At 66.2% G+C, this 25,588-nt stretch carries 26 protein-coding genes; 11 read left to right on the plus strand and 15 right to left on the minus strand.

Annotated elements, in window-relative coordinates; translation table 11 throughout:
* Positions 1 to 40: 40 nt before the first annotated feature.
* The 8 genes from SKC41_RS18260 to bfr form a co-directional block, all read right to left on the minus strand.
* On the minus strand, positions 41 to 475 hold the full coding sequence (locus SKC41_RS18260; RefSeq protein ID WP_330979102.1) for an SRPBCC family protein: 435 nt from the start codon (positions 473 to 475) through the stop codon (positions 41 to 43).
* Positions 475 to 1,308: a lysophospholipid acyltransferase family protein gene (locus tag SKC41_RS18265; protein WP_330979103.1), complete on the minus strand. Its 834-nt coding sequence runs from the start codon at positions 1,306 to 1,308 to the stop codon at positions 475 to 477. The genes SKC41_RS18260 and SKC41_RS18265 overlap by 1 nt, the downstream gene beginning before the upstream one ends.
* A 115-nt stretch (positions 1,309 to 1,423) precedes the next feature.
* Entirely contained in the window at positions 1,424 to 2,902 is a 1,479-nt protein-coding gene (locus tag SKC41_RS18270; RefSeq protein WP_330979104.1) for a multicopper oxidase family protein, read from the minus strand.
* A gap of 68 nt (positions 2,903 to 2,970) precedes the next feature.
* Positions 2,971 to 4,092: an amidohydrolase family protein gene (locus SKC41_RS18275; RefSeq protein WP_330979105.1), complete on the minus strand. Its 1,122-nt coding sequence runs from the start codon at positions 4,090 to 4,092 to the stop codon at positions 2,971 to 2,973.
* Positions 4,093 to 4,094: 2 nt separating this feature from the next.
* Positions 4,095 to 5,438, minus strand: coding sequence for a glutamine synthetase family protein (locus SKC41_RS18280; protein ID WP_330979106.1), 1,344 nt, complete (start codon positions 5,436 to 5,438; stop codon positions 4,095 to 4,097).
* 30 nt (positions 5,439 to 5,468) lie between these two features.
* Positions 5,469 to 5,963 (minus strand): carboxymuconolactone decarboxylase family protein, encoded by a 495-nt coding sequence (locus tag SKC41_RS18285; protein WP_330979107.1) that lies wholly within the window; start codon positions 5,961 to 5,963, stop codon positions 5,469 to 5,471.
* Positions 5,964 to 6,005: 42 nt separating this feature from the next.
* Positions 6,006 to 8,102 (minus strand): MDR family MFS transporter, encoded by a 2,097-nt coding sequence (locus SKC41_RS18290; RefSeq protein ID WP_330979108.1) that lies wholly within the window; start codon positions 8,100 to 8,102, stop codon positions 6,006 to 6,008.
* An 89-nt stretch (positions 8,103 to 8,191) separates the two neighbouring features.
* Positions 8,192 to 8,680, minus strand: a complete 489-nt coding sequence (gene bfr, locus SKC41_RS18295; RefSeq protein WP_330979109.1) for a bacterioferritin — start codon at positions 8,678 to 8,680, stop codon at positions 8,192 to 8,194.
* A 227-nt stretch (positions 8,681 to 8,907) separates the two neighbouring features.
* On the opposite strand from bfr, the gene SKC41_RS18300 reads away from it, so the two are divergent.
* Positions 8,908 to 9,105 (plus strand): (2Fe-2S)-binding protein, encoded by a 198-nt coding sequence (locus tag SKC41_RS18300; protein WP_330979110.1) that lies wholly within the window; start codon positions 8,908 to 8,910, stop codon positions 9,103 to 9,105.
* Between the two features lie 33 nt (positions 9,106 to 9,138).
* Here the strand turns inward: SKC41_RS18300 and SKC41_RS18305 are convergent, their stop codons facing one another.
* The 4 genes from SKC41_RS18305 to SKC41_RS18320 all read right to left on the minus strand — a co-directional run bounded on the left by SKC41_RS18305 (position 9,139) and on the right by SKC41_RS18320 (position 12,112).
* Positions 9,139 to 9,897 (minus strand): enoyl-CoA hydratase/isomerase family protein, encoded by a 759-nt coding sequence (locus tag SKC41_RS18305; protein WP_330979111.1) that lies wholly within the window; start codon positions 9,895 to 9,897, stop codon positions 9,139 to 9,141.
* A gap of 37 nt (positions 9,898 to 9,934) precedes the next feature.
* Entirely contained in the window at positions 9,935 to 10,378 is a 444-nt protein-coding gene (locus SKC41_RS18310; protein WP_330979112.1) for a TIGR03618 family F420-dependent PPOX class oxidoreductase, read from the minus strand.
* A gap of 9 nt (positions 10,379 to 10,387) precedes the next feature.
* Complete coding sequence (locus SKC41_RS18315; RefSeq protein ID WP_330979113.1) at positions 10,388 to 11,089, minus strand: hypothetical protein; 702 nt, start codon at positions 11,087 to 11,089, stop codon at positions 10,388 to 10,390.
* A gap of 87 nt (positions 11,090 to 11,176) precedes the next feature.
* A complete protein-coding gene (locus SKC41_RS18320; RefSeq protein WP_330979114.1) occupies positions 11,177 to 12,112 on the minus strand; it encodes a hydrogen peroxide-inducible genes activator in 936 nt (311 codons plus the stop codon).
* A 102-nt stretch (positions 12,113 to 12,214) separates the two neighbouring features.
* On the opposite strand from SKC41_RS18320, the gene SKC41_RS18325 reads away from it, so the two are divergent.
* Genes SKC41_RS18325 through SKC41_RS18335 form a run of 3 tightly spaced genes read left to right on the plus strand, consistent with a single transcriptional unit; the run spans position 12,215 to position 14,687 of the window.
* Positions 12,215 to 12,802, plus strand: a complete 588-nt coding sequence (locus SKC41_RS18325; protein ID WP_330979115.1) for a peroxiredoxin — start codon at positions 12,215 to 12,217, stop codon at positions 12,800 to 12,802.
* Between the two features lie 25 nt (positions 12,803 to 12,827).
* Entirely contained in the window at positions 12,828 to 13,364 is a 537-nt protein-coding gene (locus SKC41_RS18330) for an alkyl hydroperoxide reductase (protein ID WP_330979116.1), read from the plus strand.
* 9 nt (positions 13,365 to 13,373) lie between these two features.
* Positions 13,374 to 14,687 carry an alpha-amylase family protein gene (locus SKC41_RS18335; protein ID WP_330979117.1) on the plus strand — a complete coding sequence of 438 codons (1,314 nt, stop codon included), beginning with the start codon at positions 13,374 to 13,376 and terminating at the stop codon, positions 14,685 to 14,687.
* On the opposite strand, the gene SKC41_RS18340 is transcribed toward SKC41_RS18335, so the two are convergent.
* Positions 14,684 to 15,118 carry a DUF1810 domain-containing protein gene (locus SKC41_RS18340; protein WP_330979118.1) on the minus strand — a complete coding sequence of 145 codons (435 nt, stop codon included), beginning with the start codon at positions 15,116 to 15,118 and terminating at the stop codon, positions 14,684 to 14,686. The two genes, SKC41_RS18335 and SKC41_RS18340, sit on opposite strands and share 4 nt — an antisense overlap.
* Before the next feature lie 18 nt (positions 15,119 to 15,136).
* Here SKC41_RS18340 and SKC41_RS18345 point away from each other — a divergent pair, with 18 nt between their 5' ends.
* The 7 genes from SKC41_RS18345 (at position 15,137) to SKC41_RS18375 (ending at position 21,784) form a co-directional block, all read left to right on the plus strand.
* Positions 15,137 to 16,372, plus strand: coding sequence for an alpha-hydroxy acid oxidase (locus SKC41_RS18345; RefSeq protein WP_330979119.1), 1,236 nt, complete (start codon positions 15,137 to 15,139; stop codon positions 16,370 to 16,372).
* A gap of 53 nt (positions 16,373 to 16,425) precedes the next feature.
* On the plus strand, positions 16,426 to 16,974 hold the full coding sequence (locus tag SKC41_RS18350; RefSeq protein ID WP_330979120.1) for a CGNR zinc finger domain-containing protein: 549 nt from the start codon (positions 16,426 to 16,428) through the stop codon (positions 16,972 to 16,974).
* A 100-nt stretch (positions 16,975 to 17,074) separates the two neighbouring features.
* Positions 17,075 to 19,393 carry an endopeptidase La gene (gene lon / locus SKC41_RS18355; RefSeq protein ID WP_330979121.1) on the plus strand — a complete coding sequence of 773 codons (2,319 nt, stop codon included), beginning with the start codon at positions 17,075 to 17,077 and terminating at the stop codon, positions 19,391 to 19,393.
* 216 nt (positions 19,394 to 19,609) lie between these two features.
* Entirely contained in the window at positions 19,610 to 19,999 is a 390-nt protein-coding gene (locus SKC41_RS18360) for a nitroreductase family deazaflavin-dependent oxidoreductase (protein ID WP_330979122.1), read from the plus strand.
* 40 nt (positions 20,000 to 20,039) lie between these two features.
* Positions 20,040 to 20,372 carry a TfoX/Sxy family protein gene (locus SKC41_RS18365; protein WP_330979123.1) on the plus strand — a complete coding sequence of 111 codons (333 nt, stop codon included), beginning with the start codon at positions 20,040 to 20,042 and terminating at the stop codon, positions 20,370 to 20,372.
* A gap of 36 nt (positions 20,373 to 20,408) precedes the next feature.
* A complete protein-coding gene (locus SKC41_RS18370) occupies positions 20,409 to 21,053 on the plus strand; it encodes an endonuclease (RefSeq protein WP_330979124.1) in 645 nt (214 codons plus the stop codon).
* On the plus strand, positions 21,050 to 21,784 hold the full coding sequence (locus tag SKC41_RS18375) for a DUF72 domain-containing protein (protein ID WP_330979125.1): 735 nt from the start codon (positions 21,050 to 21,052) through the stop codon (positions 21,782 to 21,784). Before SKC41_RS18370 ends, SKC41_RS18375 begins: the two co-directional genes overlap by 4 nt.
* A gap of 44 nt (positions 21,785 to 21,828) precedes the next feature.
* On the opposite strand, the gene SKC41_RS18380 is transcribed toward SKC41_RS18375, so the two are convergent.
* Positions 21,829 to 23,952 carry an NAD(P)H-binding protein gene (locus SKC41_RS18380; protein WP_330979126.1) on the minus strand — a complete coding sequence of 708 codons (2,124 nt, stop codon included), beginning with the start codon at positions 23,950 to 23,952 and terminating at the stop codon, positions 21,829 to 21,831.
* A 107-nt stretch (positions 23,953 to 24,059) separates the two neighbouring features.
* Entirely contained in the window at positions 24,060 to 25,544 is a 1,485-nt protein-coding gene (locus SKC41_RS18385; protein WP_330979127.1) for an acetyl-CoA acetyltransferase, read from the minus strand.
* Positions 25,545 to 25,588 lie beyond the last annotated feature (44 nt).

Below are 25,588 nucleotides of genomic sequence, written 5' to 3' on the forward strand. Positions count from 1 at the left end.
TCGCAATGACAACGGGCGCTGTCGGGGGGAGACGAATCGACTAAGACTCAGCGAGTTGCTTGAGGCACCTCAGTGTGTCGGACAGCGTGCGGCCCACCTGACGCACTGCGATTCGATCGGCCACATAAGCCAGGATTCCACCCGGTGCCTGATACGACAGCCGGAAAGTCGCTCGCGTTTGGCCTGCAGCCCCGTCTCGCAGCCGGATGCGCCCCCGCAGCGTGACGCCGGTGATACCCACCCACGCCAGGTCGCGGCGTTCGTCGAATTCGACCACCTCGATCAGGCCGCCAACCGGCACCGACCCGATCTTCCAATGGACGGTATAGCGGGCACCTACGCCGGCAGCCTGCTCGTTCGCCGCTTCCCAACGTTCGAGGTTCGTCATGAAGGTCGGGTAGCAGTCCGGGTCGCTGACGATTTTCCACACGGCCTCGCGGTCCGCCTGGATGACGCATCGGCGTTCGACGCGCATCAGCCGATCACCGGCAGACGACGTTTGGCGGCAAGCCGGTCGACGGCGCCCTGCAGACTGGCGATGACCTTGTCATGCACCGCTTGGTCATCGCCATCGACGTCGATGGGTTCCTGCACCTCGATCGCGATCTTGGTGGGTAGCGGTATGTGGCCCGCCAGGTCGCCGATGTTCAAGCCCCAGGGCAGTGCCAGCGATATCGGAATGCTCTTGAGCCGCAGCAACTTATCCGCCATCAGTGCTTTGGCCAGCCACTGCCCGCGGTTGAGGAACAGCGCGCTCTCCTGGCCTCCGACGGCGGCGACCGGGACGATCGGTACGCCCGCCTCCCGGGCTAGCTTCACGTATCCCATCCGCCCACCGAAGTCGACCTTGTGGCGCTGCCACGACGGCCGGAACACTTCGTAGTCTCCGCCGGGATACACCAGTAGTGCCGCGCCGGAATCCAGTGCCAGACGGGCGTTTTCGGGGTTGGCGGCGACGGTGCCGAACTTGCGCAGCCAGCCCAGCGGCGGTGCTGAGACGACGAGGTTGTGGGCCAGCTGGTAAAACGGCCGCTCGACGCCGAAGTACGAACAGAACGCGAGCGTGAATACGAAGGTGTCCGGGGGCACGTTGCCGCCGCTGTGGTTGCCGACCATCAGCACCGGACCTTCGTTGGGGATCCGATCCAACCCCTTGACGTCCGCCCGGAAGTACAGCGACGCGAGCAGCCAGGTGCCCGGCAGCTGGTCGCGGATGTAGTCGGGATCTCGCTGGTCGAGGTCGGCCTTGGGGACTCTGGACACGACCTGCCGGCGAGTCCAGTCAATCGCCTCTCCTACGAGCCCCATGTCCGCGTCCTGTCCTCAGCGTGCCTCGGGGTCGACTACCCGGATTAACGGTCTTTCACACCGTCATTCGTGAAACGGCCGAAAAGCGTTGCACCACAATGTTGCACCCCGGCAGCTAGGCGGCGTTGAGCAGCAACATCAACCCGTAGTCCATGTGAATCTGTTGATGGCAATGCAGCAGCGACAGCCCGGGCTGATCGGCGACGAAATCGATCTCCAGGCTCTGGTAGCCGCCGAGCATCGCGACGTCCTTGTGCACGCCGGCCGTCGGAGTGCCGGCGAACTGTGTGATTTCGAAGGTGTGGCGGTGCAAATGCATCGGATGCAGGTCGTCGGTGGCATTGCGAAAGCGCAGCCGGTAGCGCCCGCCGCGCTGCACATCGAGTACGGGTGTGTTGCTGTCCATTGAGAATGAGGAGCCGTTCAAGGTCCAGATGTTGAAGCCATCGGCTGCCGCGTTACGTTTCTCGATCAGCATTTCGATGGTGCGGTCCGGTGGCGGGACCCCGGTGGGAGTGCCCGACGCGAAAAGGCGGTAGTCCCATTGGAATGGAGGGGGCGGTGTCCATAGTGGCTCCCCGCCTCGACCGGCATATTCGACGACCACACCCATGCCATGGCCACGGTCGTCGTCGGAGAGATCGCCGAGCACCCACACTCCCGGAGCGGTCATGTCGACCACCGCCGAGATCCGCTCGGCGGCGCCGAGCCACAGCACCGGGACTCGCGCCGGATTCGGCACGGGGTTGCCGTCCAGCGCGACCACGGTGAAGGTGTGGCCGGGCAGGGCCAGGCTGCGGCTTTCGGTTGCGCTGCCATTGAGGACATGGAGCAGCACCCGCTGCCCCGCCTGGACCCGGATGGGATCGCCGCTGCCTAGCTTGTGCCCGTTAACGGCGAATGCTGCGTAGCCGACTTCATACCCGGGTGGCTCACCGCGGGCCTGGGAGGCCCGCATCGCCGCTTCGCCTTTCTCTTTCAGCGCCGGGTCTTCAGTGCCGGCCAGAAAATCGCTGGCCATGTCACCCCCGTGGCTGAAGCTGGGCTCAAATTCTTTGAGTGTCAAGAAGATCTCTTGGTCGTAGGCGCCGGGATTCTGTTTGGGTTCGACGTAGACCGGACCGACCAGGCCGCCGTACTGGCCCCGCGACAGGTCGGCACGCGGGACCACGTGGGTGTGATAGAAGCGGAAGCCCGCCGGGCCCGGTACAAACGTGATCCGCCGCATCCCGTGCGCGGGGATATACGGCGTACCCTCTTCGGCGGCGCCGTCGACGTCCACACCGAGCTGTTGGCCGTGCCAGTGCAATTGCTCGGGGGTGTCGGTGTCGTTGTAGATATCCACCCAGGTCCGTTGGCCTTCTTTCAAGCGCACCAGCGGACCGGGGAACTGACCGTTGTAGACCGTGGTGGAGACAATCTGGTCGGGGGCCAATTGGACGGTGCCGGTGCCGATTCGCAGGGTGTACTCGGCCTTGCCGTTGGGCGGCGATGGTGCAGCCGTCCGCGAGCAGGCGACGGTTGCTCCGACCTGAGCGGGACCGGCGGCTACTGCCGCCAGCCCGGCCCATTTGAGGAAGTCACGTCTATCCACGAAACGCCTTGTCTGGGGAACCGACGCCTCGCCATCTCCCCGCTGTGCACGATAGTCGGAGTTCGGCCTCAGTGGCCCGGAGCGTCGAGACGATAGACGCGAGCCGCGTTCTCGTGGGAAATCAGATCGACAACCCGCATTGCATCTCGTTCGCACCATTCGCCGTCGTCGACAAAACCGCTCAGTACGCGGTGGATACCCCTGCGCCACAACGCCGCGCCCAAATAGTGCAATTCCGCCGGCCCGAAGCCATCCGACGAGTAAAGGATCTTGTGAAACGGTGCCATCTCCAGCAGACGGGCGATGAACGCCGGCGCCCGAGCGCCCAGGTAGTTGATGCTCAATCCGCCGTCGAGATAGACGTTGTTGAAAGCCTGGGCGAGGTAGCCCGCCTCGCGCTCATAGGGATAGCAGTGCAGCAACATGACCGGGGTGTCGCCGGATTGGCGTAGAAACTCGAGCAGGTATAGCGGATTGGCTTTGTGCAGGTCGCAGTCCCGGTCGCCAAAACCGACGTGCAATTGCAGCGGCTTGCCGAGACGCAACGCCTGGTGCAACCCGAAACGCAGCAGAACTCGATCCTGTAACCGGGTTCCGCCAAGATCCCGCCACTGCTGCGCGGCCCGGGCTACTTCGGCCGCGCGCGGCTCGGTCAGGTCGCCCTCGAAACCGCCGCGGTAGGCCAGGATCGATTTCGTGCCAACGGCACCGGCGGCACGTTCGTGCAGGATCTCGGCGAATGCCGACGCATAATCGCCGGGCGCCGAGGCGGCCTGCTCGGCCACCTGCTCGAGGCGAACGATCTCGTGTACACGGTTTCCGGACAGTGCGCACAATTGCGAGATATCTGTTGCGCCCGATCCGATTCCGGTGTCCACCAGCCAGTCGCTCACTCCGGCGGCCGGCAGAAACAGGCGCGCCAGCTCGCTTTCGGTAAATGCGCTGCGGCGCTCCCAATAGTCGTGTGGATCAACGTGTTTCGGCGATCCGAGGAGAGGGCCGCAGTGGGCACGCACCGCGAAGCCCAGCTGTGAGTCGAAACCCGAGCCCGTCAGTGGCTCGGTATTGGCCTCGTTGAGGGCGTTCTCGAACCGTCGCCGATCCCCCGGTTCCAACCAGCATCCGTGGACGTGGTGGTCGATCAAAGCCACTTCGCCGATGTGGTCGGCGAGAGTCGACGAGTCCGTCACCGCTACAGGCTCCACGCCATCCGGAATTTGTCGGCCAGCCGCTCGGGGCCGAGGTCGCCGTAGCGCTCGTGTTCCAGGCGCCGGACCGCGACGATCACGTCGACCGCGGCGTTGCCCAAAATGGTGCGTAGCAGTTCCGAATTATCCAGTGCGGCAACACTATCTGGTTGGTTTTGGGTGAGGGGTACGATGCCGATACGTTGGTGCTCCGAATCGGACAGCTTTGCCGGGTCGACGGTGGTTTCCGGTGGTAGTGCGGCGTTGCGCTGGATTCCGTCGAGTGCGAGACCCAGGATCGCGGCAGACGCGAAATACGGGTTCGCCGAGGGATCGACGATTTTCACCTCGACATTCGCCTTGCCTACCCCGCCATTGATGAATCGCACTGCGGCCTCCCGATTCTCGGTACCCCAGCAGGCCCACGCTCCCGCCCAGTTGCCAGGTTGCATGCGCAAACCGGACACGATCGATCCGCACAGCACGCCCTGTGCCTCCGGCAATCCGGCAAGCACGCCTGCTATCGCGCTCTCCCCCGCGGGTGTCATGCCTGCGGCCGCCCCGCCACCGGAAAACAGCGGACCCTCCGGCCGTATCAGCGAGAAGTGCTGGTGCGCACCGGATCCGACATCGCCGGCGAAGGGTACCGGCGACAGGCTGACGCGCAGCCCATGGCGGCGGGCGGCGCGGCTCACAATGATGCGGGTCAGTACCAATTGGTCGGCGGCGGCCACCGGCGGCAGTGGCGCCAGCGAGATCTCGAACTGATTGGCCCCGTACTCCGGATGGAGCTGCTCGATCCCGACCCCGCTGCTCGCCGCTGCTGCAATGACATCGCGGATGAACGCCTCGCGCTCGAGTACACCGACCAGACCGTATTGCGCCCAGAGCGTGGACGGCAGCCGACCGCCGTCCGGATCGACCAGAACGAACTCCATTTCATGGCCGATCACCGCCTCGATACCCGCTGCGGCGAGTGTGACCTCGACCCGACGCAACGTTGTCCTGCTGCACGCCGAAACCGGTGTCCCGTCCTGTTCGAAGAACGAGCCGGGCGCCCACGCCAACCCGTCGCCAATGCTGCGCAGCGCCGACAAGTCGATGCGCACGCGCTGATCACCGATCACACCAACGTCTTCGGTAAACGCGATACCGGTCTGGTCGATGGCGAACCCATGCCACGAAGGGCTGGCGCCCAGGCCGGGATCGACGAAAGCGTTGGTGCGCCGGATCGGCACGGCCTTCGCGTGGGTGAGCCCGGCCGGATTCACCACGGTGCCGATCACGGTGTCGACGCCCTCGGCCTCCAGCTGGGCGACCGAGGCCGCGGCGAGGGGGGTGGCTGTCATCGCCGCCTTATCGGCGGATGCGGTGGGCGACTATGCCCGGCTCGGCAGGGTCAGCATGCAGGTCTGGCCGATGTCGAGGGTCCGCAGCATCCGCCCCATGCCGACCCAGAGGGCGCAGGACATGGCGAGGTCGGCGAGTAACTCCTCGGTGAAGTGTTCGTTTGCCCGGCTCCAGAAGTCTTCGTCATCGCGCAACTTGGTGTGTTCCGTGCCGAACCGGTGCGCGAACTCGGCGGCCAGTCGCTCCTGTTCGCTGAATCCGGGCCACGTGCGCCATTCCAGCGCGTGCTCGTACAGCTCTTCGTCGACGCCCGCGGCCGGCCCGTCGGCGTCGCGCGTGTTCATGCACACGGTGCATTCGTTGTCGTGGGCGATCACGGCGCGCGCGATTTCACGGGTGCGCATCGGCAGCCGGTTCTTGGTGTACACGGCCTGGCTGAAGTTGGCGATCGCGCCGCCGAGGTCGGGAGACTTCGTGGCCCAGCTGTAGATGTCGTCGTCAGCGAACGTTCCGATTCGGCTCATGGCGTGATGGTACGCCCGCGCCCACGATTTTTGGAACACGTTCTAGTATCTGCTGCCGGTGCCCGCCTCCAGCCGGCCGGTACTGGGCGCGTCGTCGTGCCAATCGCGTTGAGCCAGAACGCGGTGGGCGATGTGTTGCAGCGCGGTTTCCACTTCGCGGCGGTCCGGTCGGCCCTGATAGCTGGGTGAGCGCGACAGCTTGTCGACGATCCAGCCCAACAGCAACGAATAGACATAGTCGACTTGCTGGGCCCCGGCCGGGGTCAGCCACATGTGATCGCCGTCGCGTTGCGCGTAGCCGCTGGCGACCAAGCGACCGAAGGTGGGCTCGATGACCTCGAACGGGATCCGCATTGATTCGCCGATATCGCTGAGGCGGGCCGTCCCATACATTTGCCCGAAGCGATAGATGCGCATCACGCCCCACAACCCGGCCACGTCGAGCCGACAGTCGGGCCGCATCGCGATGCTGCGCAACCGCACACCGGGGTCACCACGCAGCATGCGCGCAATCGCATTCTCCAACAGCCGTTCTGGAGTGTCGGTCGTCGGCATCCCGAATCCGTCGCCGAGATCGATTGCGCTGTTGTGGATGTCGCGCAACGGGATCTCCCGCAGGAACAAAGCGAGGACGAACCCGACCAGGGCCACCGGTGCGGCCCAGAAAAACACCTCGCTCAGTGACTCGGAATAGGCCGCCACGATCGGGGCGACCACATTATGTGGCTGTCGATGCAGGGCGCCCGGTGAACTCACCGCGTCGGGCGCTGCGCCGCTGGCCGCCAGGGCCGCGGGCATCCGGCCGTCGAGGAAGTTCGAAAACAGCGAACCGAAGATCGCGGCGCCGAACGAGCTGCCGATGGTGCGGAAAAATGTCACACCCGAGGTCGCGACACCCAGATCCTCGAAGTTCGAGGTGTTTTGCACGATGAGGACCAGCACCTGCATCGACAATCCGATGCCGGCCCCCAGGATAACGAGATAGAGGGACTGAACCAGCGCCGAGGTGGACGGGGTCATCCGCGACATCAGCAGAAACGCCAGAGCCATCAGCGCGGTACCGGTGACCGGAAAGATCTTGTAGCGGCCGGTCTTGCCGACCAGGGTGCCGCTGCCGGTCGAGGTGATCAGCATCCCGATCACCATCGGCAGCGTGCGCAGCCCCGACGTCGTCGCCGATACGCCGTTGACGTACTGCATGTAGGTCGGCAGAAACGTCATCGCCCCCAACATCGCGAAACCGACCACGAACGACAACACACAGCAGACCGTGAACACCGGGCTGGCGAACAGCCGAGTCGGCAGGATCGGCTGCGGGACACGACTTTCGACCCAGACGAAGGCGACCAGCGCCGCCGCGGCGCCGACGAACAATGCGATGATCGTCGGCGAGCCCCACGGGTACAGGGTGCCGCCCCAACTGGTCGCCAGGGTCAGGCCGGCGGCGCCCAGGCCGACCAACACTATTCCGCCATAGTCGATGACGGGCTTGGTGGATGCCGCCAGCGCCGGAATAGCCGCTGCCGCAACGAAGATGACGAGCACCGAGATCGGCACGTTCACCCAAAAGGCCCACCGCCAGGTCAGGTAATCGGTGAAGTAGCCACCAAGCAACGGGCCGACGACTGTCGTTACTCCGAAGACCGCACCCAGAATGCCTTGGTAGCGGCCACGTTCACGCAGCGGGACAACCTCTCCGATCAGCGCGCTGGCCGTGACGGTGATCCCGCCACCGCCGATGCCCTGCAGCGCCCGCGACCCCACCAGCATGGCCATCGATTGGGACAGCCCGCACGACACCGACCCGACGACAAAGAACACGATGGCGGCCTGAAACACGCGTTTGCGGCCGAACAGGTCACCGAGCTTGCCGACCAGTGCGGTGACGATCGTCGACGCCAGCAGGTAGCTGGTGACGACCCAGGACTGATGGCCGGCGTCGCCCAGGTCGGCGACGATGGTCGGCAGGGCGGTCGCGACGATGGTCTGGTCCAGCGCCGCGAGCAGCATCCCGAGCACGACCGCAACGAAGATCAGGTTTCGACGTTGCGGGGTGATCAGCGCACCGCTGGCCGCTGGATCCACGACGACCGGGTTGGCTTGAGTTGCCACGCTGGATGTTGCTCTCGGGCTCGTCATGCCTGCCTTCCCGTCGGCGTTCGATGCTAACGGGTGCCCAGGGTCAGCCCGCGGCAATCGCGCCGCGGGTCACTCAATTCACATCGGGACTACGCGATCGAGCCCGGCGGACGGGACACGCATTGTGCCAAGTACAGCGGCTCGCCCAGCTTCTCCATCAGCTGAAGCTGCGTCTCCAGATAGTCGACGTGGTTTTCCTCGTCGGCGATGATCTTCTCCAGCAAGAAGGCGCTGGTGCTGTCTTCTTTTGCGCGGCACATGATCACGCCGGGCTTGAGACGGGCCAAGACCTCGTATTCGATTGCCAGATCCGCCTCGAATTGCTCGCGCAGCGTCTGACCGATGCGCAGCGAGAACAGGCGCTGGTAGTTCGGCAGGCCGTCCAGCAGCAAGATGCGGTCGGTGATCGCCTCGGCGTGGCGCATCTCGTCGAAGGACTCCGCGCGCGTGTGCTCGGCAACCTCGGTAAAGCCCCAGTTCTCTTGCATCTTCGAGTGCAGAAAGTACTGGTTGATCGCGGTCAGCTCACTGGTCAACTGCTCGTTGAGCAGACGCAGAACGTCTGGATCCCCTTGCATGATCACTCCTCCGGTGGTCGTGGCTGCGGGCCGCGGGTGACCGGCTGGGGTTCACCGTGCCGGCCAAGCAGCACTTTGCCACGCAAATTGGAATTGTTCCAGCAAGGTATGGCTGCGCTCACTGGCCGATATGCCCGTTAGGAGTTAGGGTCGTCTAACCTACTTAGGGTAGACTCGCTTAATGTGAGGCCTGTTCGGGCTAGTGCGGGTGAATGGGAGGAGTGCTGATGTACGTGTGCTTGTGCGTCGGCGTCACCAATCACACCGTGGCCGAGTGCGTTGCCCGCGGTGCCTCCACCTCGAAGGAAGTGGCCGCGCTGTGCGGCGCCGGCGGTGACTGCGGGCGGTGCCGGCGAACGCTGCGGGCGATCATCGAGGGGTCGAAGCAAGTCGACGCCGAACTCGAATCCGCGGTGGCGCGCTAGACGCGTCGCATTTCGTTAATTCCGCTCAGTGCTTCAGCTGTTCTTTCGTCCCGCGAAATCGGCCAGGGCCGCGGCGTTGGCCGCAGCGCCCATCAGCTCGGCGAAATACGCGTTCTCGCGTGCGGTTGCGGCCACGATCTCGGGCCGTATCGGTTCTGTCATCGTGCGTTTCACCGCCATCAGGCTCGAAACCGGCCGGGAGGCAAGGACTTCGGCGTATCGACGGGTTTCGGGCAACAGCTCTTCCGGCTCGCAGACCCGCCAGACCAGGCCCATCCGCAAGGCCTCCTGTGCATCCACCCATTCCGACGACATCAACAACCAGGCGGCGTTCTGCCGGCCGACCAGCTGTGGCAGCAGATACGACGAGGCAGCCTCGGGGGCCACCCCCAGGCTGGTGAACGGACACTTCAGCCGCGCCGTCGACGACATGAACGCCAGGTCGGCGTAGCCGAGGATGGTGGCGCCGATCCCCACTCCGACGCCGTTCACGGCGCAAATCAGGGGCTTGGGAAACGCGCTCAGCGCGTCGATCATGCCGGGGAATCCGTGTTTGCCCGCAGTGAAGCCGGGGTCGGCGATGCGCGCCTGCATCTCGGCGAGATCGGTGCCGGCAGAAAAGCCGCGCCCGGTCCCGGTCAAGACCACGACCGCGATCTCCGGATCGTCGGCGGCGGCCAACAGTGCCTCCGCCGTGGCGTCGTAGAGCGCTTCGTTGAAGGCGTTGAGCGCTTCCGGCCGGTTCAGCGTCAGGGTGCGTACCCGGTTGGTGTCATCGGTCAGCAACGTCACCGCTGCAGCCTAACCTCGCCGCGGGTCCGGCCCGAGCTCACCCGTTGCTGTAGACGCGGGTGGGCGCGATCAGCACCACGGCGCGACGTTCCATGGCCATCACGCGGTCGTACTCGTCCCAGTCGTCGTGGGTTCCGCCGGCCGTGGTGAAGACGTCGCGCAGCAGGAGCCGCAACTGGTCGGTGTCGGCAAGCCACGGCTGCGAGTCGTCGGGACCGACCAGCTCTGCGCGGCCTTCGACGGTCGCCCATTGCCAGCCGTTGCGGAACGTGACGGCCAGTTGCGGCCGCTCCCGGAGGTTGGCGAGCTTGACTTTGCCGTAGGTGGTGAAGCCGAGGACCGACTCACCAGTGTGCGGGTGGGGCAACAATCCGACGTTGACCAGCGATGCCTGCACGGTTCCGTCGGCGCGAACCGTCGAGATCACCGCCAGTCCGCTTTCCGTCGCCGCGAGCGCCACAGCGTCCTTGAGTGTTGTCATTTCCGGTCCTCACGTTCCAAAGGCTGCCTTGAACACATAGCGGCTGGTCGGCACCGTGTCGATGTTCTCGTTGGCGCCGAACGCGGTTGTGCTGGCGACCATTCGGCCCAGCCGGTCCTGCAGGTCGTCGTCGTCGGCGGCACCGAAGAACGCCTTCAGATCGGACACCGCTTCGATCGGGAACAACTCCTCGACGATGCCCGCGATTCCCGGCGCGTCTGGAGTCAGCGCCCGTACCACCAAGTTCTGGGTATAACCGAAGGTCGACTGCGTCTCGATGGCCACCGAAGTGTGGTCGAGCTGCCAGCGCTTCAGCCAGGTCGCCTGGTCCAGCTCTGTGGGCCGGCGCAGCAGCGCGATATTGGCGAAACCTGTTGTGCGAGAGCCGGGGTCGCCACCGGGAAAAGGCAGCGGGACCGACTCGGTGACCAAGTAAGCGGCGAGCTGTTCACATTCGGCCGCGAGCATCGCCAACGCCTTGGTCATCTGTGCGCCGTAGCACTGCTGCGTCCACATGCTCACGACGGCAACGGCCGGTGGATCCATGGTCGTCAACGTCATCAGTGAATGCCGCACCGCACCGTCTTTCACGTTGACGGCCAGCCCGGGCAGGCCCAGGCCCAACAATGCGTCGGCTACCGGCCCCCGTTGGCGAGCGGCCCAATTGTCGTCCGCATCCGTGCGCCTGAGCACCGCGATCACCTTTTCCATAGGCAGAACCTACCGCCGGCACCACCGAACGCTGAGTGGAGTGGCCGGCGCGCTCGTGGACGCACTGGCAGCCGCTGCCGAATGCGGCTATCTGAGCACACGCACCTGCTGTTCGCTGCCGACCGACTCGCCGATGATGGCGGCAAGTCGCCGATACGATTCGTCGCGGCCACTCGACGAGCGGAACACCAGTCCGATGCGCCGGCCCGGGCGCGGCGACGCGAACTGCGCGAGCCCGAGCTGGCTGCGGGCGGCCTCCACGGGTGCCGCGCTCTGCGGGATCAGCGTCACCCCCAGCCCGCCGGTCACGCACTGCACCGCGGTGGCCAGCGACGCGGCCCGGGTGTCGGCGAGTTCGGCTCGCAGACCGGCTTTTTGGCAGACATCGAGGGCTTGATCGCGCAGGCAGTGTCCCTCGTCGAGTAGCAGCAGCGGCAGTTCCGCCAACGCCGAGGTGGGTACCCGGCGTTTGCCGGACAGCGGGTGGCCGGGCGGAACCGCGAGCAGGAAGTCCTCCTCGTAGATCGGCACCTCGGTGAGTCCGGTGGCATCGGCGGGCAGTGCGATCAGGGCCGCATCCAGGGCCCCGCCGCGCAGTGCGGTCAGCAGTCGCTCGGTCTGGTCTTCGATCACCCGCAGGGTCAGGGCGGGAAGGCGATTGGAGAGGCCGGTCAGCACGGTGGGCAAGACGTAGGGCGCCACCGTGGGGATCATGCCCAGGCGCAGGGTGCCTTGCAGAGGATCCGAGGTGCCCCCCGCGGCGGCGGTGAACGCCTCCGCCGCCTCGACCACGGCTTGGGCGAGCGGCAGCAGTTGCGCGCCTTCCGGTGTCAAGCGGACACGCCGCGTCGAACGCTCGACGAGGTGGGTGCCCAGGCCCATTTCGAGGGCGGCGAGCGACTGCGAGAGTGTCGACTGGCTGACACCGAGATCCGTTGCGGCACTGCCGAAATGATGCTTCTCGGCCACCGCCGCGAACGCCCGCAGCCCGGCCAGAGTGGGCTGAAAACTCTTATCGGTCATGGCTATAAGTATAGTGTGATATATCACCTTTACTTCAGACACCGCTCCCGGCAACATGGTGACAGACACTTAATCTTGACTAATTCCAGATAAGGAGCGGATGTGACACTGTTGACGATCGGCGACCAGTTTCCCGCCTACGAGCTCACCGGGCTGATCGGTGGCGACCTGTCGAAGGTCGACGCCCAGCAACCCGAGGACTACTTCAAGACCTTCTCCAGCGACGGCCACGAGGGCAAGTGGCGGATCGTGTTCTTCTGGCCCAAGGACTTCACCTTCGTGTGCCCGACCGAGATCGCCGCGTTCGGCAAGCTGAACGACGAGTTCGAGGATCGCGACGCGCAGGTGCTCGGCGTCTCGGTGGACAGTGAATTCGTGCACTTCCAGTGGCGTGCCCAGCACGAGGACCTCAAGAAGCTGCCGTTCCCGATGCTGTCGGACATCAAGCGCGAGCTGGCCCTGGCCACGGGGGTGCTCAACGCCGACGGCGTCGCCGACCGCGTCACCTTCATCGTCGACCCCAACAACGAGATCCAATTCGTCTCGGCGACCGCGGGATCCGTGGGGCGTAACGTGGACGAGGTGCTGCGAGTCCTGGACGCTCTGCAATCCGACGAGCTGTGTGCCTGCAACTGGCGCAAGGGCGACCCGACGCTGAACGCCGGAGAACTGCTTAAGGCCTCGGCGTAATTTCGGCTCGATCTGGAGGTTTGTGATGAGCATCGAGAATCTGAAGGAAGCGCTGCCGGAATACGCCAAGGACCTCAAGCTCAACCTGGGCTCGATCGCGCGGACCACCGTGCTCAACGACGAACAGTTGTGGGGCACGTTGCTGGCCAGTGCGGCGGCAACGCGAAACACCCAAGTGCTGGCCGAATTTGGGGCCGAGGCAGCCGACAATCTGTCTGCCGAGGCGTACCAGGCGGCTCTGGGTGCCGCGTCGATCATGGGCATGAACAATGTGTTCTACCGTGGCCGCGGGTTCTTAGACGGTAAGTACGACGACCTGCGGGCCGGATTGCGGATGAACATCATCGGCAATCCGGGCGTGGACAAGGCGAATTTCGAGCTGTGGTCGTTCGCGGTGTCATCGATCAACGGGTGTTCGCACTGCGTTGTGGCACACGAGCACACGCTTCGTGAGGCCGGCGTGGATCGTGAGGTGATCCTGGAAGCCTTGAAGGCCGCAGCGATCGTTTCTGGTGTGGCACAAGCGATCACGACCGCGCAAACACTGGCCGGCGTCGGCTGATCGTCGCCGGTGACCGCATCCTGGGTAGCGCACGCGATCTGGTGGCAGGTCTATCCCTTGGGCTTCGTGGGAGCGTTTCCCACGCCCAAGGGGTCGGCGCAGGCAGATCCCGGCGAACACCGATTGCGGCGGCTTGCGCAGTGGTTCGATCACGCCATCGAGCTGGGGGCTTCCGGAGTTGCGCTGGGGCCGATCTTTGCCTCGCGCACACACGGTTACGACACGACTGACCATTACCGGATTGACCCTCGGCTCGGCGACGACGGCGATTTCGACTACCTCATAGCCGAGGCCCGAGCCCGCGGGCTGCGGGTGCTGCTCGACGGTGTCTTCAACCATGTCGGGGTGGACTTCGGACGCTACCTCGATGCGGCGCACGACGATACGGCGGCGCGCTGGTTTCGGGGTCGTCCCGGGCGGTTTCACACCTTTGAGGGACATTCCGAGCTGATTACCCTCAATCACGACCACCCGGAAGTCGTCGACTACGTCGCGGACGTGATGTCGCACTGGTTGCAGCGCGGCGCCGATGGCTGGCGATTGGACGCGGCTTATGCAGTGCCGCAACAGTTCTGGGCGGCGACGTTACCGCGGGTGCGCGAGCGGCATCCGGACGCCTGGTTCGTCGGCGAACTGATCCACGGCGACTATGCCGCGATCGTCGAGGCGGCCACCTTCGACTCCGCCACCCAGTACGAACTGTGGAAGGCCATCTGGAGTGGCCTCAACGACGGCAACTTCTTCGAGCTGGACTGGGCACTGCAGCGCCACAGCACGTTTCTGGCCAGCTTCGCGCCGCTGACGTTCATCGGCAATCACGACGTCACCCGAATCGCCAGCCGGCTGGAGAACGCCGATCATCTCCCGCACGCGCTGGTGCTGCTGTTGACGATAGGGGGTGTGCCCAGCGTGTACGCCGGCGACGAGTTCGGGTTTCGCGCCGTCAAAGAAGAACGCTACGGCGGCGACGACGCGATACGCCCGGAGTTCGGTTCTCCCCCTTTGCAATTGGACGACTTTGGTGCTGAGGTGTGGCGACTGCACCAGTTCCTGGTTGGACTGCGCCGTCGCCACCCCTGGCTCCATTCCGCCACCACCACGTCGTTGCGGCTGGCCAACCGGCACTACGTCTACGAGACGCGCGGCGGCGACGATGCGCTGGTGGTTGCGCTCAATATCGACGACGAGCCGCTGCGGCTGGTGCTGGCGGAGCTCGGGCCGGCGCGCGCCGAGGTGGTCGCCGGATCGGCGGCCCCACCCAGCGACGTCGTCGCAGAGGTGACCGTCGAGCCGCATGGCTGGCGAATCCTGCGGCCCGCTTAGTCGCCTAGCTGGGCCAGCGTCAGGGCGTCCTGCTCACCGCGGTAGTAAATGTCGAGCAGCGTGAGGAAGTCCTGGCGGTCGTCGGTCGCCAGCGCAAACAACGTCATCGACGAACGCAGCTTGAGATCGTCAGGTGTACCGAAGATCTGCGTGATCGAGCGACCCCGCACCCGATTGACCAGCCGGGTGCACTCATGCAGCCGCGGCCCCAGCACCTCATGCCCGAGATAGGCGCGAGCCTCCTGCAGCGACGAGATGCCGTAGTGGACGGCCGTCGGACTACTGCCCAGGCCGCGCAGCTGCGGGAAGACGAACCACATCCAGTGACCACGTTTTCGTCCGTCCCGCAGCTCCTCGACGACGCTGCCGTAGACCGGCTCCTGTGCGACAACGAAACGTGTCAGATCGAAGGGATCGTCCGCCGAGTCCATATGACTACGGTGACATACATGGCCGTCAAACGACGCATGCCCAAAGCCCGCGACCTGGCCCCGCTCCTGCAATTCAAGCGGCCTCAGTTCAACGCGACCACACGTCGGCTCAGCGCGGCATTCACGATCGAGGATCTGCGCCGCATCGCCAAACGCCGAACCCCCAAGGCGGCATTCGACTACACCGACGGTGCGGCCGAGGACGAGTTGTCGCTAGAGCGTGCCCGACAAGCCTTCCGCGACATCGAATTCCACCCGACGATCCTGCGCGACGTCAGCAATGTGACCGCCGGGTGGGACGTGCTGGGTCAGGCCGTCGCCTTGCCGTTCGGGATCGCGCCGACCGGATTCACCCGGTTGATGCAGACCGAAGGCGAGATCGCCGGAGCAGCGGCGGCGGCCAAGGCCGGCATCCCGTTTTCGCTCTCCACGCTCGGCACCTGCGCGATCGAAGACCTGGTGGCCGCGGTCCCGCAGGGCCGCAAATGGTTTCAGCTATATATGTGGAAGGACCGCGACCGGTCGATGGCGCTGGTCAAGCGCGCCGCCGACGCAGGATTCGACACCCTGCTGGCCACCGTCGACGTGCCGGTCTCCGGGGCCCGGTTCCGGGACAGCCGCAACGGGATGACGATCCCGCCGTCGCTGACGCTGCGCACGGTGCTCGACGCGGTGCCGCACCCGAAGTGGTGGTTCGACCTGCTGACCACCGAGCCACTGGCGTTCGCGTCGCTGGATCGCTGGCCGGGCACCGTCGCCGAGTACCTGAGCACGATGTTCGACCCCAGCCTGACCTTCGACGACCTGGCCTGGATCAAGGAGCAATGGCCGGGCAAGCTCGTGGTCAAGGGTATCCAGACGCTCGACGATGCGCGGGCTGCCGTGGAGCACGGCGTCGACGGCGTCGTGTTGTCCAATCATGGTGGACGCCAACTGGATCGGGCCCCGGTCCCCTTCCATCTGTTGCCGGCGGTGGCACGCGAGCTGGGCAAGGACACCGAGGTTCTGGTGGACACCGGCATCATGTCGGGCGCCGACATCGTGGCCGCGATCGCGCTGGGCGCACGGTTCACGCTGGTCGGGCGTGCCTATCTCTACGGGCTGATGGCGGGTGGCGAGGCGGGGGTCAACCGTGCGATCGACATCCTGGAGAGCGGGGTGCTGCGCACGATGCGGCTGCTGGGCGTGCGCAGTCTTGAGGAGCTCTCCCCCGCCCACGTCACGCAGCTGCGGCGGCTGGCACCAGTCGAGTAGGCCGGTGCGCACGAGCTGTTGCGGGGTTGGCTGAAACCTGCCAAGGTGGTTACGTGAAATTCGGGTTCGTATGCGGCCGGGCCTGCCTCAATTTCGCGGGCACGATGAAACACCGCAACACCACTCGTGAGGAGCGGTTGATCGAGCCTGCGGTGCTATCGGAATGGGCTGTGCAGGCGGGATTGGTGGATGCCGGCATCGAGGTCACCGACGACGATCTGGCCACCGCGATCGCCGTGCGCGAAGCGATCTACCGCACTGCCACCGCGCGGCTGGACGGCCGCGAGCCCGAGCCGGCAGATGTCGACCTGTTGAACACGCAGGCCTCGCGCCCTGCGCTGACACCGCGGCTGCTCCCCAACGGCGACACGTCGCGCGGGGGCACCGCGCCACAACTGATCGCGAGCCTGGCCGCGGATTTACTGGACCTGCTCGCCGGCCCCGACATCGACGACGTCAAGCGGTGCGATCACCCGAATTGCTCGCTGCTCTACGTCGACTCCTCCCGGGCGAAGAACCGGCACTGGTGCGGCATGGCCACCTGCGGCAATAAAGTCAAGGTTCAGGCCTTCCGGGCGCGCCAGCGCGCTGCGGCTAACTGAAGCCGATTGAGCCAGGTCACACCGCCGGTCCGGGCACCGTCGGGAACAAAAACCATCCGGCAAAGGTTGAGCGCAACAGACTAAACCTTTGGGAGTATGGATGTCTGAACCTAAATCAGTGCCGGTGCTGTTCGTCACCGACACGATCGTGTTGCCCGGAATGGTTGTGCCCATCGAGCTGGACGATGCCGCTCGGGTGGCTGTCGACGCGGCGCGGGCCAGTGAGTCCGGTGAACTGCTGATCGCCCCCCGTCTCGAGGACCGTTATCCGTCCCACGGTGTGATCGCCAAGATTCTCCAGGTCGGACGCATCGCCGGCAGTGGCGGAACCGCCGCCGTCGTACGGGGCGAGCGCAGGGCGCAGATCGGCGCGGGAGCCAGCGGGCCCGGCGCGGCGTTGTGGGTCGAGGTGACCGAGGTCGACGACGTCGATGCGACCGACGAAATCAAAACGCTGGCGGCGGAATACAAGAAGCTGCTGCTGGCCATGCTGCAACGGCGCGAGGCCTGGCAGATCATCGACTACGTCAACAGCCTGACCGATCCGTCGGCGCTGGCCGACACCTCGGGCTACGCGTCGTATCTGACCGACGTGCAGAAGCGGCAGCTGCTGGAGACGGTGGACGTCGCCGAGCGGCTGCGCGTGCTGATCGACTGGACGAGCGACCACCTCGCCGAAGTCGAGGTCAACGACAAGATCGCCGAGGACGTCCGCGATGGCATGGAGAAGACGCAGAAGGAGTTCCTGCTGCGCCAACAGCTGGCCGCGATTCGTAAGGAGCTGGGTGAGGGCGAGCCCGACGGGTCCGACGACTACCGGGCCCGGGTCGAGGCCGCCGAGCTGCCCGACAACGTCCGTGAGGCCGCGCTGCGCGAGGTCGGCAAGCTGGAGCGCGCCAGCGACCAGAGCCCGGAAAGCGGCTGGATTCGTACCTGGCTGGACACCGTGCTGGACCTGCCGTGGCACGTCCGCACCGAGGACTCGACGGACCTGGCGGCGGCGCGGGGCATCCTGGACGCCGACCATCACGGGCTGGACGACGTCAAGGACCGCATCGTCGAATATCTGGCGGTGCGTTCGCGGCGCGCCCAGCGTGGGCTGCAGGTTGTGGGCGGCCGCGGCTCGGGCGCGGTGATGGTGCTGGCCGGTCCGCCCGGGGTCGGTAAGACGTCGCTGGGTGAGAGCGTGGCCAGGGCGCTGGGCCGCAAGTTCGTGCGTGTCGCGTTGGGCGGTGTGCGCGACGAGGCCGAGATCCGTGGCCACCGGCGCACCTACGTGGGCGCGTTGCCCGGCCGGATCGTGCGCGCGATCGGCGAGGCGGGTTCGATGAATCCCGTTGTGCTGCTTGACGAAATCGACAAGGTCGGTTCCGATTATCGCGGCGACCCGAGCGCGGCACTGCTCGAGGTGCTGGACCCGGCGCAGAACCACACATTCCGCGACCACTACCTGGATCTGGACCTCGACCTGTCCGACGTCGTGTTCTTGGCTACTGCCAACGTGATTGAGAACATCCCGTCGGCACTGCTGGACCGCATGGAGCTGGTTGCCATCGACGGTTACACCGAGGACGACAAGGTCGCCATCGCCCGCGAGTACCTGCTGCCACGGCAGCGGGAGCGGGCCGCGTTGACCAGCGACGAGGTCACCGTCACCGACGCGGCGCTGCGCAAGATCGCCGCCGATTACACCCGCGAGCCGGGGGTTCGGCAGTTCGAACGGCTGCTGGCCAAGGCGCTGCGCAAGGTGACGACCAAGATCGCCGATGAACCGGTGATCATCGACGAGCCCGACCTGGTGGATTACCTTGGCCGGCCGCGGTTTACGCCGGAGTCGGCCGAACGCACCGCGGTGCCGGGCGTTGCCACGGGGCTGGCTGTCACCGGCCTGGGCGGCGATGTGCTCTATATCGAAGCCGGGGCCACCGATGGTGAGCCCGGGTTGCAGCTGACCGGTCAACTGGGCGACGTGATGAAGGAGTCGGCGCAGATCGCGCTGTCCTACGTCCGCTCCCATGCGGCCGAATTGGCTGTCGACCCGACGGCGCTGGACCGGCGCATTCACGTGCACGTGCCGGCGGGCGCGGTGCCCAAGGACGGCCCGTCGGCCGGTGTCACGATGGTTACCGCACTGGTGTCGATGGCCACCGGGCGTCAGGTTCGCTCCGACGTCGGCATGACCGGTGAGGTCACGCTGAACGGCCGGGTGCTGCCGATCGGTGGTGTGAAGCAGAAGCTGCTGGCCGCCCAACGTGCCGGTCTGTCAACGGTTTTCATCCCGCAGCGAAACGAGCCGGATCTCGACGACGTGCCGGCCGAAGTGCTCGGGGCGCTGACCGTCAAGCCGATGACCGACGTCGCGGAGATCGTCGCGCAGGCACTGGAACCGGTCACGCACTCCGCAACGGTGGCGGCCTGACCATGTACCGGGCGAATTTCCGGTGGTGTGGAACCCGAACGAGCAGGCCTGGGGTGTGTATCTGACGCCTAACGGTGCGTTCGTTCGCTACCCGGCATAAAAGTCACCGCGGCAGCCGCCCTCGCGAGGGGGCGGCTGCCCGCATTCTGCGGACTCGTGACCCAGGCCGGGATAGCGCAGCAAAATCGTTTTGCCGGGTACTGCAGAATGGGCGGTATGAGCGGCCTCGGCGATCTCAAACGGCAAGTAGTGCATCGCGTTCAACGGTTGGTGGTCAATCCGGTGGGTCGGCAATTGCCGGTGACCATGCTCGAAACGACTGGCCGCAAGAGCGGGCAGCCTCGCCTCACCCCCGTCGGCGGACGGGTGGTGGACAACCAGTTCTGGATGGTCTCCGAACACGGCGAGCACTCGGACTACGTCCGCAACATCAAGGCCCACCCCGGTGTACGGCTGCGCCTAGGTGGTCAGTGGCGAAACGGCACCGCTCACCTGTTGCCCGACGACGACGCGGTGCAGCGGCTGGGCAATCTGCCGCGGCTCAACAGCGCGGTGGTGCGCATGATGGGCAGCGAGCTGCTCACCATTCGGGTCGACCTGGACTGACCCGGCCGCGGGTGTCGGTGCGCACGACTAGCGTCGACGCATGGCATACGACCTGGAACTCGCCAACCGGATCCGCGAATTGCTGGCACGGCACCGCGGTGTCGACGAGAAGTCGATGTTCGGCGGGCTGGCTTTCCTCGTCGGCGGAAATATGGCGGTCGCGGCCAGCGGCAAGGGCGGATTGATGGTACGGGTGCCGCCGGAGGACACCGCCAAGCTGCTCGATCGCCCTCACGTCAGCCCGATGGTGATGGCCGGCCGCGAAACCCGGGGCTGGTTGCGGGTCGCCGCCGAGGGCGTGAAAACCAAACGCCAGCTTGCGAGTTGGGTCGACCGCGGCGTCGGGTACGCGTGCAGCCTGCCACCGAAGTAACGTTTGCCGGCGCGCGTGGCGGGTACGCGCCGAGCTATGAGCAAGTCGGACAGGTCCAAGCAGCTGGTGCGGCGCGTGCTTGAGGCCGGCGGCAGCACGTACGCGGATGAGGCGGGAATCCGGATCAGCGATAAACCGATGCCGCTGTTTCAACTGCTGGTGTTGTGCATGCTTGCCAGCAAGCCCATCGATGCCGCTATCGCGATGCGTGGGGCGCGCGAGCTGTTCAAGGCGGGCCTGCGCACGCCCAAGGCGGTCCTGGCGGCCGACCGGCAAAAGATGATCGACGCGTTCGGCCGCGCTCACTACGTGCGCTACGACGAAAGTTCGGCGACCCGGCTCACCGAGATGGCGCAACGGGTGAATGACGAGTACTTCGGCGATCTGCGTGAAATCGCCCAGCGCAGTCATCACGATGCCGCTCAGGCGAGGCGAATGTTAAAGGAATTCAAGGGAATTGGCGATACCGGCGCCGACATCTACCTGCGCGAGGTGCAGGACGTTTGGCCGTGGGTCCGTCCGTACTTCGACGACCGTGCCACTGGGACGGCGAAGACGCTGGGGCTGCCCGCCGAACCGGCCGAGCTGGGAGCACTGGCGCCGCGGGCCAACGCGCGGTTGGCCGCCGCGCTCGTCCGCGCGTCGCTGGATAAGGACTTGCGTAGCAGGATGGCCGGTTGACCGTTCGGATCGGCACTTCGGGGTGGTCCTACGACCACTGGGTCGAGGTGCTCTACCCGCGCGGAACGGCATCCGCGCGCCGGCTCGCCCGATACGCGGAGGTTTTCGACACCGTCGAGCTCAACGCGAGCTTTTACCGCTGGCCGAAGGATTCGACGTTCACCCGATGGCGCGACCAGCTGCCTCCCGGCTTCACGATGTCGGTCAAGGCCCACCGTGGATTGACCCACTATCGCCGGCTGGGCTCGCCCGAGCCGTGGATCGAGCGGTTCGAACGGTGTTGGCATCTGCTGGGAGACCGTCACGGTGTGCTGTTGGTCCAGGTGCATCCAGAATGGCAGCGCGACAGTGCATCTCAGGCGCGACTGGATTCATTCCTGGATCGCGTGCCGGCATCGATCCGGGTGGCCGTCGAGTTGCGCCACCCGTCTTGGGACGACCCTGCCGTCTACCAGTTGCTGGAACGCCACCGCGCCGCGTACGTGGTGATGAGCGGTGCGGGTTTGGCTTGCATACCGCGCGCCACCACCGATCTGGTCTACATCCGCATGCATGGCCCGGACCCGGAACCGCTCTACGCCGGTTCCTACCCGGACGGCGAGTTGCGGTCCTGGGCGGACCGGATCGTCGCATGGGACCGCGAGGGCAGGGACGTGTGGATGTACTTCAACAACGACCTGGGCGGCCACGCCGTCCGCAACGCGCTCGCGCTGCGGGATCTGGTGAGTTAGTCCGGCGCGAGTGGAACGACCCCGACAAGCGGGCCGACCCGTCCTCACCGCTCGCTGATCTGCTGGGCTGACGGCGGTTCGACGGGCACCCAGTCGTGGTCGATGACATCCGGCGGGTGCTGGGCCTGCAGGCGTTCCCGTTCGGCGCGGCGGCGTTTGATCCGCAGCCGGGCGTCGGCCGGCATGGTCACCAGTTCATCGCAGGTCAGGTAATACACGTCATCGACGACGTCGATCAGGTCGGCCGTGACTCGCCGAGATCCCAGCTCGCGCAACGTCATTCGAAGCTCATGGGTGAACCGCAGGGTGGTGTCGTGGGCGAGCTCGCGCGAGACGCGGGCGTTGGTGGCGATTCGCTGGACCAGCGTCGCGGGCGGGTCTGGTTCGGTGGGCTCGCCGGCCGCTTCGGCGGCCGCGGTCAACAGCATCGCCGGGTCGTCGCCGAAGACTCGGCTGGCGAGCTCGCCCGCTCCGGGCCCGCGGTGCCCGATCTGCGCTATCGCGGCATCCACCAACGCAGCGGTCGGGGGCGACAGCGCACGGATGCTGGCGAGGTTGCCTTCGGCGGCCATCGCCCGCAGAGGCGGGTCGGCACGCAGCGCGGCGGTCAGCTCGGCGCTCACGTCGGTGACGCGGTCGCTTTGCATGATCGCGTTCACTCCGGGCACGCGGGAGCCCGCCGCGGTGTGTTCGAGTGCCGCCGCGGTGACACCGGAGTCGATCAACCACAGCGCCGTGAGAATCCAGCCCTGGTGAATGCGGTCCCGCAGCAACCGAACTCGCACGCCCAGGCCCGCGTCGGGCAACAGACTCAGTTGTGTCGCATCGGCATGTTCGGCGTACGCGGCGGCGCTGTAGGCCCGGGTGTCGGCCTTGAGATGATGCATCAGGGCCAGCGATCGCATCGTGGCGACCGCCTTGGCGACCGATCCGAGCGCTCCGGCTGCCAGCCGGGGCTGGCCGAATGGCAGCACATCTGCGACCTGCGGCTGACCGACCAACGTGCGCTTGACGAGGGCCTGGTCATCCCAGCCGAGCAGCTGGTTGGCGGCGACGACGTTGGCCGAGACCCCGACATAGGGGCGGTGACCGAACACGGCGATGGCCCTGCTGCCCCATTCCTCGTTGACCACACCGCCCAGCGTCAGCGCCTGGCCCATCACCCGGCTGGCGGTGCGCAGTCCGCTCAACTGCACGTCCAGGGTGATCGGGGTCAGCGGCCCGGGCAACGCCTCGGCGAGGCCGTCGGTGGCGAATACCGGAAATCGTGGATCGATGCGGTCGTCGAACTCGCCCTCGACGCCCTCGGGCGCGGCACTGTGCAGTTCGTCGGATGGTGCGGGACGCGGGAAGACCTCCACCGGAAGCGCCATTTGCACGCCGTGGCTGGTCGCGCCGCCGGCGCCGAGTTTGCGGCCGACGAGTCCGCGCGCGGTGTCGGCGACCGCATCGAAGGCCGGCCAGCCGAACTCGAACTGCCAATCCTCTTGGGCGGCAACGATATCCACCTCGGGAATCGGCTGCGGCCAGCCGCGGATCCGATGCGTTCGCGACCTGGGGTCTACGGCGCGCAACAGTCGCCAAGCGGTCACCACATTGGTGGTGTCCGGAGTGGCCAGATCCACGATGCCGGTGCGGTCGGTGTTCAGCGCCAAGACCAGAAAGCGCACCAGGTCGTCGAGGTGCAGCACCCGCATCGGTTGCGCGGACACCTTCGTGCGCAGCACGGTGGCCACCGTGCGGCACACCATCCAGTCGAGCTGGCGGCCCACCGGCGGTGCGATCCGGATGATCAGGCTTGGCCCCAGGCTCGTGGACACCAGGTCCTCGGCCGGCTGGTAGACGTCGGCGGCGCCGGCGGCCTGGGATACGAACAGCAGGCGCGCGCCGGCGCGTCCGGCCGCGTGCGTCACATGCGCCACACCGTTGATGCCCGCGGTGCCGGGTGCGTCGGGCTCGACCGGGGCCAGATGGATCACCGCGTCGGCTTGGTCGGCCAGTTCTTGCAGGATGGGGTCGTTCAGTGATGCGCAGACGAATTCGACCGCGGGGTCCAGACGCGCGTCGGGGTGCTGCGAAATGCCGGTAACCGAATGCCCGGCAGCAATCAGCTGCCGTGCAACCAGCCGCCCGAGTGTGCCGGTGGCGTCGGTAACCAGGGTGTGCACCTGGGGCTCACCTCCCCCAACGTCTGATTCGACAATATGCGCGCCACTATCGCTGCGCGACCGTTACTGAGTGAACGGCACCGTGGCCTGGTCTTTTCCCCGCCGGGCTACTGCAGCGTGGCGTTGCCGTCCGCGGTGACGGCCACCTTGGCGCCACCGATATCTTCACGAACAGTTGCCTGCGCCGCGTCGGGGTCGGCAATCACCGCCAGCGCCCGGGATCCGTCGGGCGTGCGTACCGCAACGAAAGCCTTCTCCGGTTGCCCGTCGCGATCGAACGGCGTCGTCCACGCTTCGACCGTGCCGACGCCTTCCCACTGCACCAACGCCTCCCGGATCGGTTCCCGGTCCACCACGGATTGCACGTTCTCCCAACGGAATTCGTCTGGTGGCTCGGTGCCGTAGACCCCGAAGCTGTGCTTGGTCAGGTAGCCGCCGTTGGCGGTGATCAGGGCGCGTCTTCCGGGATTGGCCACCAGCAGTTCGGCCACCGTGGCAATCGAGTGCATCACGTAGTTGCTCCACGGGCCGCCGGCGAAGGTCAGGCCACCGGTGACCGTCAGCGGCCGGGCGGGGTCGTCGGTACTCAATCCGAGCTCGGCGGCCGCCACCTGAACGGCGGACGGAAAGCACGAGTACAGGTCGACATAGTCGACGTCGTCGATGCCCAGGCCGGCCAGCTGCAGTGCCCGCGCACCGGCGATTCGGATGGCCGCCGACCGGTGCAGTTCGTGGCGCTCCGCGATCGACGGGGTGTCGTAGGCGTCGGTACCGGCGTGCGGGTAGATCCAGCGCTCTTCCGGGACGTGCAGGCGGGCGGCCTGCTCGACCGACGTCAGGACCAGCGCGGCGCCCTGATCGACCATGTTGTTGGAGTTCATCAACTTCGTGTAGGGCCAGCTGATCATCCGGTTGTGCGGGCCGGGCTGCGCGATCTCGGCGGCGGTCGCGGGTTTTCGGATCCAGGCGTGCGGATTGCCGACCGCGACGGCATTGAAGCGCGCCCACAGCTCCCCGATGCGGTCGCGATGCTCCTCGACCGACTCATCGTTCGCGATGCGCAGGGACTGCTCGAACAGCGGGTAGACATAGGCCGGCCGGTCCAGCCTGATCCTGAGCTCGGCGTCGCCGGCCATCGGCACGTCCTCACCGCTGACCTGTGCCATCGGCACGGATTCGTCCTGAGCCGTCCACTCGAGCCGGCCGCCCTTGGCCTTCAGCCCCCGCCGGGTGCGCCAGGTTTCGGCGCCGGTGAGCAGCACCATCCCGGCACGACCCTGCTGGATGTCCAGGCAGGCCTGATTCAGCAGTGTCTGCGGCACGTTGCCGCCCACCGGGCTGTACAGCGTCGTGAACCTCGGTGCGCCGATCCGCTCGCCGACCAGCAGCCCGGCGTCGCGGTAGGTTGCCGACAGCACGTTGACCACCCGGACCGAGTCCACTGCCCGCAGAACCTGCGCGTCGGCGGCCATCTGAGCTGCGGCGACCATCAGGTCGACGGGTTCGACCGAACGTGTTTGCGGGTCGATCTCGTCGCGGTGGTTGACCTGGCCATAGCCGATCAGCACCGGTGTTTTGGGGTCGACGGGCATCAGACGAATTTATCGTGGCGACGGCACGGGCCCCGCCGGCGGTG

This window comes from Mycobacterium sp. 050128 (genome assembly GCF_036409155.1).
Lineage (GTDB): Bacteria > Actinomycetota > Actinomycetes > Mycobacteriales > Mycobacteriaceae > Mycobacterium.

Coding starts and splice junctions, on each gene's coding strand:
- bfr (WP_330979109.1), bottom strand. CDS start 8,680: ATGCAAGGGGATCCAGACGTTCTGCGTCTGCTCAACGAGCAGTTGACC.
- SKC41_RS18310 (WP_330979112.1), bottom strand. CDS start 10,378: ATGACAACACTCAAGGACGCTGTGGCGCTCGCGGCGACGGAAAGCGGA.
- SKC41_RS18385 (WP_330979127.1), bottom strand. CDS start 25,544: ATGCCCGTCGACCCCAAAACACCGGTGCTGATCGGCTATGGCCAGGTC.
- SKC41_RS18265 (WP_330979103.1), bottom strand. CDS start 1,308: ATGGGGCTCGTAGGAGAGGCGATTGACTGGACTCGCCGGCAGGTCGTG.
- SKC41_RS18285 (WP_330979107.1), bottom strand. CDS start 5,963: ATGAGCCGAATCGGAACGTTCGCTGACGACGACATCTACAGCTGGGCC.
- SKC41_RS18365 (WP_330979123.1), top strand. CDS start 20,040: ATGGCATACGACCTGGAACTCGCCAACCGGATCCGCGAATTGCTGGCA.
- lon (WP_330979121.1), top strand. CDS start 17,075: ATGTCTGAACCTAAATCAGTGCCGGTGCTGTTCGTCACCGACACGATC.
- SKC41_RS18330 (WP_330979116.1), top strand. CDS start 12,828: ATGAGCATCGAGAATCTGAAGGAAGCGCTGCCGGAATACGCCAAGGAC.
- SKC41_RS18290 (WP_330979108.1), bottom strand. CDS start 8,102: ATGACGAGCCCGAGAGCAACATCCAGCGTGGCAACTCAAGCCAACCCG.
- SKC41_RS18370 (WP_330979124.1), top strand. CDS start 20,409: ATGAGCAAGTCGGACAGGTCCAAGCAGCTGGTGCGGCGCGTGCTTGAG.
- SKC41_RS18280 (WP_330979106.1), bottom strand. CDS start 5,438: ATGACAGCCACCCCCCTCGCCGCGGCCTCGGTCGCCCAGCTGGAGGCC.
- SKC41_RS18340 (WP_330979118.1), bottom strand. CDS start 15,118: ATGGACTCGGCGGACGATCCCTTCGATCTGACACGTTTCGTTGTCGCA.
- SKC41_RS18360 (WP_330979122.1), top strand. CDS start 19,610: ATGAGCGGCCTCGGCGATCTCAAACGGCAAGTAGTGCATCGCGTTCAA.
- SKC41_RS18315 (WP_330979113.1), bottom strand. CDS start 11,089: ATGGAAAAGGTGATCGCGGTGCTCAGGCGCACGGATGCGGACGACAAT.
- SKC41_RS18320 (WP_330979114.1), bottom strand. CDS start 12,112: ATGACCGATAAGAGTTTTCAGCCCACTCTGGCCGGGCTGCGGGCGTTC.
- SKC41_RS18345 (WP_330979119.1), top strand. CDS start 15,137: ATGGCCGTCAAACGACGCATGCCCAAAGCCCGCGACCTGGCCCCGCTC.
- SKC41_RS18300 (WP_330979110.1), top strand. CDS start 8,908: ATGTACGTGTGCTTGTGCGTCGGCGTCACCAATCACACCGTGGCCGAG.
- SKC41_RS18260 (WP_330979102.1), bottom strand. CDS start 475: ATGCGCGTCGAACGCCGATGCGTCATCCAGGCGGACCGCGAGGCCGTG.